The 12,974-nt window shown below is 63.9% G+C and carries 16 protein-coding genes; 5 read left to right on the forward strand and 11 right to left on the reverse strand.

All coding sequences use genetic code 11. From position 1 onward, the window contains the following. The 3 genes from EN964_RS09695 to EN964_RS09705 form a co-directional block, all read right to left on the reverse strand. Nucleotides 1-722 (reverse strand): ABC transporter substrate-binding protein (locus EN964_RS09695; RefSeq protein WP_164775769.1); only part of this gene is annotated, 722 nt, incomplete at its 3' end. Between the two features lie 111 nt (nt 723-833). Beyond that, a complete protein-coding gene (locus EN964_RS09700; RefSeq protein ID WP_127271167.1) occupies nt 834-1,997 on the reverse strand; it encodes a saccharopine dehydrogenase family protein in 1,164 nt (387 codons plus the stop codon). After that, nucleotides 1,994-2,494 carry an Lrp/AsnC family transcriptional regulator gene (locus EN964_RS09705; protein ID WP_127271168.1) on the reverse strand — a complete coding sequence of 167 codons (501 nt, stop codon included), beginning with the start codon at nt 2,492-2,494 and terminating at the stop codon, nt 1,994-1,996. Before EN964_RS09705 ends, EN964_RS09700 begins: the two co-directional genes overlap by 4 nt. Nucleotides 2,495-2,925: 431 nt before the next feature. Here EN964_RS09705 and EN964_RS09710 point away from each other — a divergent pair, with 431 nt between their 5' ends. After that, entirely contained in the window at nt 2,926-4,407 is a 1,482-nt protein-coding gene (locus EN964_RS09710) for a tetratricopeptide repeat protein (protein ID WP_164765369.1), read from the forward strand. 9 nt (nt 4,408-4,416) lie between these two features. Here EN964_RS09710 and EN964_RS09715 read toward each other — a convergent pair whose 3' ends face one another. Continuing rightward, entirely contained in the window at nt 4,417-5,289 is an 873-nt protein-coding gene (locus EN964_RS09715) for a LysR substrate-binding domain-containing protein (protein ID WP_127276323.1), read from the reverse strand. A 112-nt stretch (nt 5,290-5,401) separates the two neighbouring features. Between EN964_RS09715 and EN964_RS09720 the strand changes: the two genes are divergently transcribed. Both EN964_RS09720 and EN964_RS09725 read left to right on the forward strand, forming a co-directional pair. Continuing rightward, a complete protein-coding gene (locus EN964_RS09720) occupies nt 5,402-5,611 on the forward strand; it encodes a hypothetical protein (protein WP_127269973.1) in 210 nt (69 codons plus the stop codon). Nucleotides 5,612-5,638: 27 nt separating this feature from the next. Further along, a complete protein-coding gene (locus EN964_RS09725; protein WP_127269971.1) occupies nt 5,639-6,403 on the forward strand; it encodes a sulfite exporter TauE/SafE family protein in 765 nt (254 codons plus the stop codon). A 39-nt stretch (nt 6,404-6,442) separates the two neighbouring features. Here the strand turns inward: EN964_RS09725 and EN964_RS09730 are convergent, their stop codons facing one another. The 3 genes from EN964_RS09730 to EN964_RS09740 all read right to left on the reverse strand — a co-directional run bounded on the left by EN964_RS09730 (nt 6,443) and on the right by EN964_RS09740 (nt 7,843). Continuing rightward, nucleotides 6,443-6,628 carry a DUF1778 domain-containing protein gene (locus tag EN964_RS09730; RefSeq protein ID WP_236382721.1) on the reverse strand — a complete coding sequence of 62 codons (186 nt, stop codon included), beginning with the start codon at nt 6,626-6,628 and terminating at the stop codon, nt 6,443-6,445. A gap of 90 nt (nt 6,629-6,718) precedes the next feature. Continuing rightward, complete coding sequence (locus tag EN964_RS09735) at nt 6,719-7,276, reverse strand: sugar O-acetyltransferase (RefSeq protein WP_127269967.1); 558 nt, start codon at nt 7,274-7,276, stop codon at nt 6,719-6,721. Nucleotides 7,277-7,393: 117 nt separating this feature from the next. Next, on the reverse strand, nt 7,394-7,843 hold the full coding sequence (locus tag EN964_RS09740) for a universal stress protein (RefSeq protein ID WP_127267216.1): 450 nt from the start codon (nt 7,841-7,843) through the stop codon (nt 7,394-7,396). A gap of 207 nt (nt 7,844-8,050) precedes the next feature. Here EN964_RS09740 and EN964_RS09745 point away from each other — a divergent pair, with 207 nt between their 5' ends. After that, nucleotides 8,051-8,632 carry a histidine phosphatase family protein gene (locus EN964_RS09745; protein ID WP_127267215.1) on the forward strand — a complete coding sequence of 194 codons (582 nt, stop codon included), beginning with the start codon at nt 8,051-8,053 and terminating at the stop codon, nt 8,630-8,632. A gap of 31 nt (nt 8,633-8,663) precedes the next feature. On the opposite strand, the gene EN964_RS09750 is transcribed toward EN964_RS09745, so the two are convergent. The 4 genes from EN964_RS09750 to EN964_RS09765 form a co-directional block, all read right to left on the reverse strand. After that, nucleotides 8,664-9,065 carry a VOC family protein gene (locus tag EN964_RS09750; RefSeq protein ID WP_127267214.1) on the reverse strand — a complete coding sequence of 134 codons (402 nt, stop codon included), beginning with the start codon at nt 9,063-9,065 and terminating at the stop codon, nt 8,664-8,666. A gap of 118 nt (nt 9,066-9,183) precedes the next feature. After that, nucleotides 9,184-9,969, reverse strand: a complete 786-nt coding sequence (locus EN964_RS09755; RefSeq protein ID WP_245490639.1) for a pseudouridine synthase — start codon at nt 9,967-9,969, stop codon at nt 9,184-9,186. Between the two features lie 133 nt (nt 9,970-10,102). Beyond that, nucleotides 10,103-10,546 (reverse strand): cytidine deaminase, encoded by a 444-nt coding sequence (locus tag EN964_RS09760; RefSeq protein WP_164748890.1) that lies wholly within the window; start codon nt 10,544-10,546, stop codon nt 10,103-10,105. An 82-nt stretch (nt 10,547-10,628) separates the two neighbouring features. After that, nucleotides 10,629-12,008 (reverse strand): sodium:solute symporter, encoded by a 1,380-nt coding sequence (locus EN964_RS09765; protein WP_127267212.1) that lies wholly within the window; start codon nt 12,006-12,008, stop codon nt 10,629-10,631. A gap of 166 nt (nt 12,009-12,174) precedes the next feature. Here EN964_RS09765 and EN964_RS09770 point away from each other — a divergent pair. Further along, on the forward strand, nt 12,175-12,974 hold an 800-nt coding region (locus EN964_RS09770), incomplete at its 3' end, for an adenosylhomocysteinase (protein WP_127276324.1).

The following is a 12,974-nucleotide window of genomic DNA, read 5'->3' on the forward strand; positions in this document are numbered from 1 at the left end:
ATGGTGACCTGGTTGAGGAACAGGTTCATCCAGATCAGCAGGTCCGGCTCGTCATAGCGGGTGGCGAAGGCAAGCGGCTCCTTCGACAACAGGTCCGGCATGATGGTGAAGCTGCCGGCCGGATAGGCGGTCGACTGGCCCTTGACCGCCGAGACGTCGTTGACGCCGCAATCGGCCTGGCCGTTGTTGACGGCGTCGAGCAGCAGCGGACCGCCGCCCTTGTAGCTCTTGATGTCGGCGTCGGGGAAGGCTTTCTTGGCTTCCTTCTCGCCGGTGGCGCCGAGCAGCACGGCGATCTTGGTGCCCTTGGCCTTGCAGTCCTCAGTGGTCTTGAACTTGCTGTCGGCCTTGGTGAAGACGGTGCTGCCCGTGTACATGTAAGGCGTGGTGAAGGCGACCTTCATGCCACGCGCCAGCGTCGGTGTCATGTCGGCGACCAGAAGGTCGGCCTTACCCGACAACAGCGCCGGAATCAGACCATCCCAGTCGAAGTCGAGGAACGTGATTTTCACACCCATTTCCTTGGCCATCAGTTCGGCCAGTTCGACCGAACTGCCGGTGCGTTCGCCGTTGGCGCCAACCAGCGAGAAGGGCGGTCCTTGAGTCTGCACGGCGACGCGCAACTCGCCGCGCTTGGTGATGTCGTCGAGCGTACCGGCACTGGCAGCGGCAGTGAGCCCGGCGAGTGCAAGCCCGGCGATGAAAAATCTGGCAATCTTCATTTCGGTATTCCTCCTTGTTTTATTGTTCCACGTTGTTTTTCACCCTTTGGGGTGCTTTTTGAGCGGCAGCGCCGTTGCCGACGGCAGCCACCGTTCGAAAATCTTCCTGCCTCAGTCCCGTGCCACCGTCTCGGAAACCGTGATGCCACGCTTGGCCAGTTCGTCGAAGAACCTGATGTCGGGCACGTCCAGCAGCGGGTTCAAAAGGCCCGGTCTGGTGATCTCACGCCGCGCGAGCATCTGCGCCACGATGCTGGCGGGATAGCCGACGCCGAGGCTCATGCCGAACAGGCCCGAAGCCAGGTCCCGCTCGATGATCAGGTCCGACGTCACCGTCTTGGCGCGGCCGTCTTCGAGGCCGGAAAAGACATTGCGCATCACGCACAGGTCCTTCTCGCCGGGACCATATTGCAGTTGCGGGCCGAGCAGACGGCCGAGGAATTCGCGCGGGCTGTTGCCTGTGCCGGGCACCTTGTCTTCGGAGAGGAAGCCAAGCTCCTTCAGCGGCGCCCAGAAGGCCGACCATCCCGGCCAGCGCAGCGTGTAGCGGCCGGAGCGGCGCAATCCCTTGGCGGCGTCCAGCATCTCGACATAATGCAGCGCATCGCCATTGGGGAAGGCTTCGAGCTTGCCCAGACCCGCAACCTCGATTTCATGGATGAACGGATTGTCGTGCTGCTGGCCGGCCGGCACCGCGACGCGTTTCCCGTCTTCGATCATCACGCTGTCGCGGTTCTGGCTGACCAGGACCATGTCGAAATTCCAGCTCACCTTGTAGCACAGCGGCTTGGCCATCGCCTTCGGCTCGGGGATGCCGCCGCAATAGGAATCGATCGAGGAAATCGAGTCGAACTGCCTGGCGGCGCGCGCGTACAGCACGAGGTCGATGCCGGGGTCGAGCCCGCATTCGGTCATGATCGAGACGCCGGCCTGTTCGGCGGCTGGCGCCAGGTCGGCGATCGACTTGGCGTAATTGGTGGTGACCAGCGGCGTGCGCGTGGCGATCGCGGCCTGCACCGCCTGGCGCATCAGCGGCTGCGGCAACAGGTCGATGACGGCGTCGACATCATCAAGCACAGTGGCCAGCGCCGGGCCGATCGCGCCTTCAGGCACCACGAAGCGCACGCGGGCAAGATCGGTCAGGCCGGCAAGCCGGGCCGGGCCATCCGCTGCGGTATCGACGCAGACGATTTCCTCGACGCCGACGCTGGCGACGAGGTCGGCGATTGCCGCCCGACCTTGCAGGCCGAGGCCGCCTAGTACCGCGATCTTCATGCCGGCTCCTTGCGGTCGTCCGACCAGCAGCCTTCCGGCAGGCTGACCCATTTGTTGCAGGACGCCATGACGACGAAGGTTTCGCTGCGCACGACTTCGCCGGGCTCGCCGGCGCCGGGGATCAGTTCGCTGGTGACGCGGTAGAGATCGGCGACGTCACCGGCCACCGTCACGTCGACGATGATGTCGAAGCGCCCGGTGACCACCGAAGCCGAGTTGACGAAGGGCAGTTCGGAAATGCGCTGTGCCAGTTCGCGGGCCCGGCCGCGCCCCTGGGCATTGATGCCGACAATGGCCGAGATCAGCTCGGGGCGCTCGGTCAGGTTCAGCAGGCCGACGATCTTGAGCAGGTTGCGGTCGAGCAGGTTGCGCAGCCGCGTGCGCACCGTCGGCACCGAAATCGCCAACATCTCGGCGATGCGGTTGATGCCCGGCTGTGCATCCTGCGACAGCTGTTTGACCAGCCGCCGATCGGTCAGATCAAGATGTTCCCGCAAAGTCCCCGTCTTTCACAAAAGGAAAAAACTTCGGCTATTTTTTTGCCAATGTGCAAACAAGCTACGTCACGGATATTTGAAAAGCAAGGCGCTGTTTTCACGCGAACTGGGTAGGTCGTCTGCCTGCAGGCGGCCGAACGTGCTGGCGAAAGGCAGCGCGCAGACTAGGACAATCGTGTTGTGATCGGGCGATTGAAGGTGGTGATGCCCCGCTGTCGACGCATGCCGCCGGCGCGTGGCCCGTCCGGATTTCTTCGATATTAATTTTCTTGGTCAAGAATTTGCCCGATCAAGCTGGCACAAGGTCGGCGATCTGCAATGATGTTCCAAGTTTTTCTGACATGATGCTTCATCGATATGGGCGTTTGACTAAAGTGGCGCAGTGTTACCTTGCTTGCCTTGCGGTCCTGCTCGCATTCGGCCCGCCGGTCATGGCAGCCGATAATCGTCTGCACAATTGCGGCGACGATGAGCTCGACGCCTCCAAGCGGATCGTCGTGTGCACCAGCCTGCTGGAGGACAAGGCCGTATCGGTGAATGATCAAGCCCTTGCCCATTTCAACCGAGCGAATGCACTGGACGGCAGCGGCGAATATGACCGCGCCATTGCGGACCTCGACCAGGCGATTGCGCTCGATCCGAATCATATCCTCGCCTTTCGACGGCGCGCCGAGATCTGGATGAAGAAAGGCGACAAGGCTCGCGCCATTGCTGACTATGACCAGGCGATCAGGCTCGATCCAAAGGATGCCTCGATCTACCGCGACCGCGCTGATGTCTGGGCGAGCAAGATGTTCTACAAGCGGGCCATTGCCGAGTACGATCAGGCGATCAGCCTCGATCCGAAAAACGCCGTCGGCTACAACAATCGCGGTCTGCTATGGTCGTACATCGATGATGCGGACCGGGCCTTAGCCGACCTTAGCCAGGCGATCACCCTCAATCCCCATTATGCCGAAGCCGTCACCAATCGGGGTCGGGTCTGGTCGTACAAAGGCGAGTATGATCTTGCGCTGGCGGACTACGATTACGCGATCGCCATCAATCCAGGCTATGTGCAAGCCTACGACAGCAGGGGCCTCGTCTGGGCATCCAGGCATAAATATGATGACGCCATATCAGATTACAATCTCGCGATCGCAATAGATGCCGGCTATGCTGGCGCCTACAGGAACCGTGCCGCGGCCTGGAGCGATAAAGGCAAATACGACACCGCCATCGCGGACTATGATCAAGCGATCTTCCTCAATCCTGAAGATGCCGCCGCCTATCTCGGGCGCTGTTACGTGTGGCTGTACATGGCGAAAAACAATCGCGCGATCAATGATTGCACTCAGGCGTTGCACTATGCGCCGAACTATCCCAGCGCCTACGAAGCGCTGGGTATCGCCAGTATGTACAAGACAGACTATGTCGAGGCCTTCGCCAACTTCAACGAGGCTGTTCGTCGAAACCCAAAATTCGCGGGTTTCTATCAAAGTCGCGGCATTGCCGGATTCTACTTTGGTCCGGCCGCCAAGGCACAGGCCGATCTGGAGAAGTCCGCCCAAATGCAGCCCCAGGATGCGTATTCCGCAATCTGGGTGGACCTTGCCCGGCGCCGCAACGGGCAGTCGAGCATCCTGCGCGTGGCAAAGCTCGACATGACGAAATGGCCGGCGCCGCTGGTCCGCATGCTGCTGGGTGACCAGGCGCCTGAAGTGACACTGAAGGCGGCTGATGATCCGGATGCAACCATCAGGAACGAGCAGGTCTGCGAGGCCAATTTCTACACAGCGGAATTCCAGCGGCTGCAGCATCGTGACGACGAGACGTTGCCGCTCTATCGGCTCGTGCTAAGCGATTGCCCAAAGCATTTCATCGAATACCTCGCTGCGATCAACGCGCTACGCTCCATGGGCAAAGCGCCGTAGAGCGCGACTTCACACCAGCGCCTCCGCCAGCAGTTTTGCCTGTGGCGTCAGATCCTCGAAGCGGCGGGCACAGAGGGTGAGCTGGCGTGTTGCCCAGTCGTCGGTCAACCGTAGGCTGCGCAGCGTGCGGGCGGAGCGGCGCGCGGCACTTTCGGGCACGATGGCGATGCCGGCGCCCTGGGCGACCAGCCGGCAGACATTGTCGAGGCCGGGCACGCGGATGCGGAAGTGCAGATGGCCGCCAAGGCGGGCGGCCTGACGGGTGATGTGCTCCTGCAAGGGATGGCCGGCGCTCAGGCCGACAAAGGCTTCGCCGAGCAGGTCGCCGAGGCTGGCCGTATTGCCTTCGAGGTCGGGCCAGTCTCGCGCGGCGATCACCATGAGCCTGTCGATGAAGAACGGCTTCTGCTCCAGATGCGAAAGGCCGGCCCAGGTCGCGGCGATGCCGAGATCGGCGGCACCGCTTGCCACCGCCTCTGCGATCTCGTGGCTGGGGCGCTCGTCGAGGTCGATGTCGATGCCGGGATGCGCGACGAGGAAGGCCGGCAGCATGTCGCGCAGCAGCGCGCTGGTGGCGGCCGTGTTGGCCATCAGCCGCACGCGGGCGCGCAAGCCCGTGGCATAGGCGCCGAGGTCGCCGGCCATCGCCTCGATCTGGTTCTGCACCGCCCGCGCATGGTGCAGCAGCGCCTGCCCGGCGGCCGTCGGCACCACGCCGCGCCGCCGCCGCTCTAAAAGCGGCGCGCCGAGGCTTTCCTCCATGCCCTTGATGCGGGCGCTGGCGGAGGCGAGCGCCAGCCCCGCAAGTTCGGCACCATGGGTGATACTGCCGCGCTCGGCGACCAGCAGGAACAGCCGGAGATCGGTAAGATCGAAGCGCATCTTTCTTCTCCTGCAGGGCTTCAGCCTTCGGCGCAGGCGAAGGCTGACGGCGTAACTTCCACATTGTGGGCGGCCGGCATGTCAGTCAAATCTTTTGCGATGGAGATGCGCGATGAGCGAAAAGGCGACAGGCCGGCATGGACCCGGCATACTTGAAAGCGCGGCGATCGTGCTTGCGATCGCGGTGGCCTCGCTTGCCATGGCGCGAGCGGAGCCCGGCCAGCGCGGTTGCGTGGCGATGGCTGCCCCTGTCCACCATGAAGCAACGCCTGCAAAACCCGCACCCGACGATGATGCGGCGGACATGCTGTTGCATGACTGATCGAAGCGGCACCCCGAAGGAACGACCGTGCTGAGCGTCGGCGTCATCGCCTGGATCGGCGCGGTCTTCCTTGCCGCGGGCTTCGTCAAGGGTGTCGTCGGCATGGGGCTGCCGACCGTGGCGATGGGGCTGCTGGCGGTAACGATGCCGCCGGCGCAGGCGGCTGCCCTGCTCTTGATCCCGTCGCTGGTCACCAATCTTTGGCAGTTGTTCACCGGCCCATCCTTCGGCGGGCTGTGCAAGCGGTTGTGGACGATGATGGCCGGCGTCGTGCTTGGCACCGTCGCCGGGGCCGGTCTGCTCACCGGCACACACTCTGGCGTTGCCTCGGCCGGGCTCGGTGCGGCGCTGGTGCTTTACGCCATTCTCGGCCTGCTCAAGCTTGGCTTCACCACGCCGGCGCGCCACGAGGCGTTGGTGTCACCGCTGGTCGGTGTGGCGACCGGGCTGGTCACCGGCGCCACCGGGGTCTTCGTCATCCCGGCCGTGCCCTATCTGCAATCGCTGCGGCTGGGCCGGGAAGACCTCATCCAAGCGCTCGGCCTGTCCTTCACTGTGTCGACGGCGGCTCTTGCCCTTGGGTTGTTCAAGGCAGGCGCGTTCGCATCGCCGACAATGCAACTGGCGGGATCGGTCCTGGCGCTTGCGCCGGCGCTCGCCGGCATGTTCGCCGGCCAGGCGCTGCGCCAGGCGATGAGCGTCGAGACGTTTCGCACGGTGTTCTTCGCCGGGCTGCTGATGCTGGGCGGGTATCTGGTCTTGGAGGCCGCGCTCTGGTCTTCGGCATCCTAAGCGGCCGGTGGCGATTGGCGCGGAGCGTGATCATCAGCGTCATGCAGCGTCCCATGGAGGCTTTGTCGTCATGGTGCGGCGCAACCGGTGGTTCGGATGCTGCGGCGCGTCGAGACGTTCCAGAAAAGCGGCGTAGACATCCGGCTCGACAGCAAAGATGTCGCGGTTGAGCAACGTGTCTTCAGTGGCACGCTGCAACGCTTCGAGCATGAAGTCCTTGCGCATGAATGGGCTCCTTCCCTGCGTTAACAGCATAGCATAGCGACGATGTCACTACGATCTGTCGGTCCGGCCGCCCGATGAAAAGTCGCGCCCTCATTCGGCAATCGACCTGATGACGTTGGCCGGGTTTCCCCCGACAAGCGTGTTCGGGGGAACGTTCCTAGTGACCACGGAACCCGCCGCGACAACCGAGTTTTCGCCCACCGTCACGCCGCCGATGACCGTCGCGCCGGCCGCGATCCAGACATTGCGTTCGATCACGACCGGCTTTGCGGTCGTGAAGGCGCGACGCCGCGACGGTTCGAGGGGATGGCCCGAGGTGATGAGGCTGACATTCGGCCCGATCATGACATCGTCGGCGATGTCGAGCCCGCCAAGATCATAAAAGGTGCAGTTCTGATTGATGAAGACATTGCGCCCGACGCGGATATCGGATCCGCCGGTCGTGTAGAAGGGCGGGATCAGCAGGAAGCTGTCGTCGACCTTCCTGCCAATGAGTTCGCTGAACAGGGTCCGGACTTCAGCCGCGTCGTTGAAGGTCAAGCGGTTGAGGCTTGCGGTGGTCGCCATCGCCCGTTTGACGTCGGCCAGCATGGCGGCCGACTGCGGCATTCCGCTGGGAATTATCCTGGTGCGACCCTCGTCCGCCATTCGTCAATTTTCTCCGGCGCGGTCGAACAATGTTGGCGCACGACAGCCGCGCCGGGATGGTCTCCGGCTGTTATTTGAGCATGATTCCGAAAGTCAGTTCCAGCCCGGAAAAACGCCCTAGCGGACGACCAGCACCGGGATTTCCGTGTAGGACAGCACTTCCGCCGTCTGGCTGCCGAGAAGCAGCTTGCCCAGTCCGCGGCGGCCGTGCGAAGCCATGACGATCAGGTCGCAGCCCAGGGCCTGCGACAGTTCCAGGATGGCTTCGGCGGGCCGCTTGTCCTCGACATGCACGACCTCCGCGGAGACGCCGACGGCGTTCGCCGACGCCTTGCACTTGTCGAGCACTTCCTTAGCGTGTCGTCCCGCCTCTTCCTTGTAGGCAGCCAGTTCGTTGCCGGCGGCATAGCCGGCCATGGCACCCCCCAAGGCGAAGATCGGGAATGGTTCCGAGACGGTGACGAAGGTGACAGCAGCGCCGAGGCCCTTGGCCAACGTCAGGCCGTGAGTAACGCCCTTGTCGGCCAGTTCCGATCCGTCCGTGGCGATGAGCAGATGTTTGTACATGACGATCTCGACTTGTTGTGCAAGGGCCTGTGCCCTTGTGGTGGCGGGAGCCTTGTGGAGGCTGGCCTTGATATAGTTGCGGCCTCGGGCCGATCACAGGGCCGGCCCGCCGCCGATCAAGGCCAGGCGACCACGCAGTTTTGTACCAAGCGGATTCCCCTTTGCCGCATCGTCGCTTAAGGTGCCGGCGACACTGAAAGGCATTCCATGAGCAACGCGTATCCCCAAATCCATCTGGTCCGGCATGGTGAGACGGCATGGAGCCTTTCGGGGCAGCATACCGGCCGCACCGACATGCCGTTGACCCCGGTTGGCGAGGCCGCCGCGCGGGGTGTCGCCGATAGGCTCAAGGGGCTGTCTTTTTCGGCCGTATGGTCGAGCCCGTCGCAGCGCGCCTACAACACCAGTGTACTGGCCGGCTTCGACGCGCAGAGCGTCAAGAAGGACGATCTGCAGGAATGGGACTACGGCGCCTATGAGGGGCTGACGACAAAACAGATCCTGGCCGAGCGCCCCGGCTGGAATGTGTTTCGCGATGGTTGTCCAAAGGGCGAGATGGCGGCCGATGTCGGCGCGCGGGCCGACAGGATTATCGCCGGGCTGCGCGAGGCCAATGCCGGCATATTGGTGTTTTCCAGCGCGCATTTCTTGCGCGTGCTGGCGGCGCGCTGGATTGGCCTGCCGCCCGAAGGCGGCGCGCTGCTTGTGCTCGAAACAGCCAGCATCAGCGTGCTCGGCTACGAGCATGATTTGAGCGAGCCGGTCATCCGGAAATGGAACCAGAAGTAGGGCGGCTTTGGCCAGCGGCGCCGCTTCCGCCCTACCTGTCGAATTTCTTGATCGCTTCGGCGGTCACCGGCGTGAAGAAATTCACCAGATTGCCATCGGGGTCGCGAAACAGCAGCGAGCGATTGCCCCAGGGCATTGTGGTTGGCTTCTGCACAGTAACATTCCTGACGAGGTCCGAGAGCCTGGCGAATTCAGCATCGACGTCGCCGACGCGGAACTCGAGGATGACGGTGTGGTTGTCGGCGGGGCGGGCGATGTCGCCGCCGAACAGCATCAAGGTGCGCGTGCTGCCAATCGCCAGCGTGCAGGCCGGTGTCGCCAGTTCCGCGAAGTCTTCCGTGTAGACCGTCACGGGCATGCCCGTGATCTCGCCGTAGAAGCGCACGAGGCGCTGAACGTCCGAAGTGATGATGCGGACAGAGACGAAATTCATTGCTTTGGCTCCTGATCGTTGAAGCCGTGGCCGGCTCCCATCCGACCTATAGGCTAGGCCTCCGGACAGCTTTCCGTCAGGAAGGATTGCTGTGAGCCTGCACCAGCGCACGCGCTGCTTACCCCGTCAGCAGCGCCAGTTCCTCCGGTGTCAAATGCCGTGCCGTGCCCTTGGCGAGGTCGCCGAGCGGCAGGCGGCCGATGGCGATGCGGATGAGGCGCAGGACCTCGACGCCGGGCGCGGCGAGCAGGCGGCGGATGTGGCGGTTGCGGCCTTCGTCGAGCACGATCTCCAGCCAGGCGGTGCGGCCACCGCTGCGCAGCAATTCGATCGAGCTGGCGCTCAGGATCTCGCCGTCGACGCTCACGCCCGCGCGCAACGTCTTCAACATCGCCGCGTCCGGCACCGTGCCGACCTGCACGTGATAGGTTTTCGGCAAATGCGAAGCCGGGTCCATCAGCCGGTTGGCAAATCGGGTGTCGTTGGTCATCAGCAGCAGGCCTTCGCTGGCCTTGTCGAGGCGGCCGACCGGCGAGACGAAGGGCAGGTCGAGCCCTTCGAGGCAGGCATAGACGGTGTCGCGCTGCTGCGGGTCGTCGCGGGTGGTGACCAGCCCGCGCGGCTTGTTGAGCATGAGATAGACCTTGCGCTCGGCAACCACCGGCCTGTCGTCGACGACGATGCGGTCGCGGTCGAGGTCGACCCGCAGGGCTGCATTGCGCACCACCTTGCCGCCGATGCGCACACGGCCTTCGGCGATCAGCACCTCGGCCTGCGTGCGCGAGCACAGGCCGAGCTTCGACAGTGCCCGGTTGAGACTGACGCCCAATAGCTTGCTGGTGTGTAGTTTGCCGGCGGGTGGCTTGCCGTTAGGCGGTTTTCCGGCGGGTGGTCGTGCTGCCATGCTGCGGATCGTCCGTTATGACAGACAGATGCCACGGGGGGTGACGGCTTCGCAAGCTGGATGCGGCGAGGGCCGGCAACCCGAGGCCAAGCTTGATCCAGGTCCGCCGCGCATTGGAAGCCGATCGGCGGTTTCAGAATTTGCGCGGGTCGATACCTTTGGTGCCCGGTCCGTAGGGGCTCGGATAGATCTCGCCGATGGTCATCAGTTCGATCTCGCCATCGAGGGTGGAGCCGATGATCTTCACGTCGGGATCATCGCAGCAGAATTCCCAGATCACTTGCCGGCATTCCGCGCACGGCACGCCCGAATAGGGGCCGTGGCAGACGATGGCCTCGATCTGCCGCTCGCCCGCCGCAGCCATCTGCATCACCGCGTTGCGCTCGGCATGCACCGATTGCTGCAAGGTGACGATCTCGACATTGCAGGCGGCGAACAGCCGGCCAGATGAGGTGCGCACGGCCGAGCCGACCTTGTGGTTGGAGTAGGGCGTGTAGGCCTTGTCGCGCGCTTGCGCGGCGGCTGTGACAAGTGCCTGGTCGGCACTCGAAAGCTTGTCGAAGCTGGTCTTCTTCATCGGTCTCTCCACATCCATGCCCCATCCCGCACTGATTCAGGATGGAGCGCTATCTCTTTGCTTTCTTGCGACCTTTCCTGGCTCAAGCGTCCTGCCGCTCCGGCCGTGTAACGAGCCCGGCGGCGAACGGGACGACCGAAAGGAAGAAGCCTACCAGCGAGGCTGGAATGCCGCCGGGTTCGCCCATCAGCACGAGGATGGCGGTCGAGCCGGCGCCCAGCACGATGGTCGCCAACATCGACCAGGAGGGAATGCGCCAGCCGAACGTGGCCGATAGCACGGGCAGCAGCAGGCCCGGCACATAGACCGAGAAGCCGAGCATCAGGATGGTGACGATGCCGGGCACGCTGAGCGCCACCACCAGCGCCACCAGGCCGAGCACGAGCAGCAGGATGCGGCTGGTCCACAGCCTTTCCCTGTCGCTGGCGTCGGGGCGCAGCCGCGAGATCACGTCGCGCTGCAGGGTGGTGGCGGTGATCAGCAATGTCGTGCTGGCCGTCGACATCGCCACCGCCAGGAAGGCGGCCACCAGCACGCCGATGATGCCATGCGGCAAAAGCTGCACCATCAGGTCCGGCATGGCGTTGACCGGGTTGGTGCCGGACGGCAGCAGCGCCTTGGCTGCGACGCCGAGGAAGGTGAGGATGACGCCGAACACGGCCATGATGACGAAGCCGTTGATCAGGCCCTTGCGCGCCGTCTCCGGCGAGTTGGCGGAAAAGACGCGCTGGAAGCCGATCGTGTCGATGAAGCCGGCGGGCAACAGCAGGAACCACACGAATAGCGTCGCAGGCGGCACGTTGGCGAACAGATTGTAGAAGCCGGGAATGTCCCTGGTCGCCTCATAAACATGCGAGACGCCCGGTCCGAAGATGACGAACAACGGCGCCACCACGCCGATGACGACCAGGAAGATGACCGCCTGCAGCACGTCGGTCGCCACCACAGCGAGGAAGCCACCCAGCATGGTATAGACGATGACGACGAGGAAGGCGACGATGGCGCCGGTGGTCGGGTCCATCCCCGAAAACAGCGTGAACACCATCGAGATGCCGAACACCTGCGCGGCCGCCCATGCGAGGTAATTCCAGCTGGTGACCAGCGAGGCGGCGACCCGCACCGAACCCGGATAGTCCTGCGCGACGATGTCGGGCGTCGTCACATGCATGCGCTGGCGCACGATCTTGGCCAGGAAGATGCCCATCAGCAACAGTCCGATCGGGAAGGTGAACCACCACCATGTGCCCGAAATGCCGTAGCGGACCACCATTTCAGGCGTGCCGAACAGGCCGGCAAGCCCGGTCCACGAGGCGAAGGCCGAAATGGTCAGCCACAGCGGCCCCATGCGCCGGCCGGCGACGATGTAGTCTTCCTCGGTCTTGATCGAGCGGGCGAAGAACAGCCCGATTGCGGTGACCGCCACGAGATATACGGCGACAACCGCGATATCCAGATTTCCCATTTTCTACCCCTTCAGGTGCAAAGCCAAATGCCGCGCCACGCCTTGGTGCGGCGCCGTTCTGTCCGTTGCCCCTTTTCGGTGGGGCTTGACGACCCTCTGCAAGATTTGTCACATGCAAAAAACTTTTTTGCAAGTGCTGAATATGGACCATGATCGGAGACTGCGAATGACCCAGGCGAAGGCAAATCTGGCAAACCCGGAACTGGTCGAACGCGGCCGCGCCCGTATCGCCTGGATCCGTTCGCGCATGGCGATGCTCGCCACCCTGCGCTCGGAGTTCCGCGAAACCCAACCCTTCGCCGGCCGGCGCATCGGCGTGTCGCTGCATGTCGAGCCGAAGACTGCGGTGCTGCTCGAGGTGCTCGCCGAAGGCGGGGCCGAGATCGTCGGCACCGGCAATCATGGCTCGACGCAGGACGATGTCGTCGCCTTCCTGCAAAGCCAGGGCATCGGCGTGTTCGGCAGCCGCGCCGACACGCTGGCCGACCATCACGCCAATCTGGCGCGGGTACTGGATGCCAAGCCCGACATGCTGCTCGACAATGGCGCCGACCTTGCCGCCGGCATCATCGAACGCGGCTGGGCGGCCTCCATTCTCGGCGGCACCGAGGAGACGACGTCCGGCGGCGACCGGCTGCGCGGCGAACTGGCCGGCAAGGTGCCGTTTCCGTCGATCGTCATCAACGACAGCCCACTGAAGGCGATCGGCGAGAACAAGCACGCGGTCGGCCAGTCGGTTGTCGAAAGCTTCATGCGCATCACCAATCTGATGATCCCCGGCCGGCGCTTCTGCGTTATCGGCTATGGCTGGTGCGGGCGCGGCATCGCGCAGTACCTGCGGGCGCTGGGCGGCCGCGTGGCGGTCGTCGAGGTCGACGAGATCAAGGCGCTGGAAGCCGCCCTCGACGGCTACCGGGTGGCGCCGCTGGCGGATCTGGCACCATGGGCGCAGGTGTTCATCACCGC

Origin of the sequence: Mesorhizobium sp. M7A.F.Ca.CA.001.10.2.1, assembly GCF_003998575.1 — a bacterium.
Taxonomy (GTDB): Bacteria; Pseudomonadota; Alphaproteobacteria; order Rhizobiales; family Rhizobiaceae; genus Mesorhizobium.

What these genes read in the sequence shown, in the direction of transcription:
- EN964_RS09715 (WP_127276323.1), bottom strand. Translation starts at nt 5,289, where the DNA reads ATGCGCTTCGATCTTACCGATCTCCGGCTGTTCCTGCTGGTCGCCGAG.
- EN964_RS09755 (WP_245490639.1), bottom strand. Translation starts at nt 9,969, where the DNA reads ATGGCAGCACGACCACCCGCCGGAAAACCGCCTAACGGCAAGCCACCC.
- EN964_RS09740 (WP_127267216.1), bottom strand. Translation starts at nt 7,843, where the DNA reads ATGTACAAACATCTGCTCATCGCCACGGACGGATCGGAACTGGCCGAC.
- EN964_RS09710 (WP_164765369.1), top strand. Translation starts at nt 2,926, where the DNA reads ATGGCAGCCGATAATCGTCTGCACAATTGCGGCGACGATGAGCTCGAC.
- EN964_RS09700 (WP_127271167.1), bottom strand. Translation starts at nt 1,997, where the DNA reads ATGAAGATCGCGGTACTAGGCGGCCTCGGCCTGCAAGGTCGGGCGGCA.
- EN964_RS09735 (WP_127269967.1), bottom strand. Translation starts at nt 7,276, where the DNA reads ATGGCGGACGAGGGTCGCACCAGGATAATTCCCAGCGGAATGCCGCAG.
- EN964_RS09765 (WP_127267212.1), bottom strand. Translation starts at nt 12,008, where the DNA reads ATGGGAAATCTGGATATCGCGGTTGTCGCCGTATATCTCGTGGCGGTC.
- EN964_RS09745 (WP_127267215.1), top strand. Translation starts at nt 8,051, where the DNA reads ATGAGCAACGCGTATCCCCAAATCCATCTGGTCCGGCATGGTGAGACG.
- EN964_RS09760 (WP_164748890.1), bottom strand. Translation starts at nt 10,546, where the DNA reads ATGAAGAAGACCAGCTTCGACAAGCTTTCGAGTGCCGACCAGGCACTT.
- EN964_RS09750 (WP_127267214.1), bottom strand. Translation starts at nt 9,065, where the DNA reads ATGAATTTCGTCTCTGTCCGCATCATCACTTCGGACGTTCAGCGCCTC.
- EN964_RS09720 (WP_127269973.1), top strand. Translation starts at nt 5,402, where the DNA reads ATGAGCGAAAAGGCGACAGGCCGGCATGGACCCGGCATACTTGAAAGC.
- EN964_RS09730 (WP_236382721.1), bottom strand. Translation starts at nt 6,628, where the DNA reads ATGCGCAAGGACTTCATGCTCGAAGCGTTGCAGCGTGCCACTGAAGAC.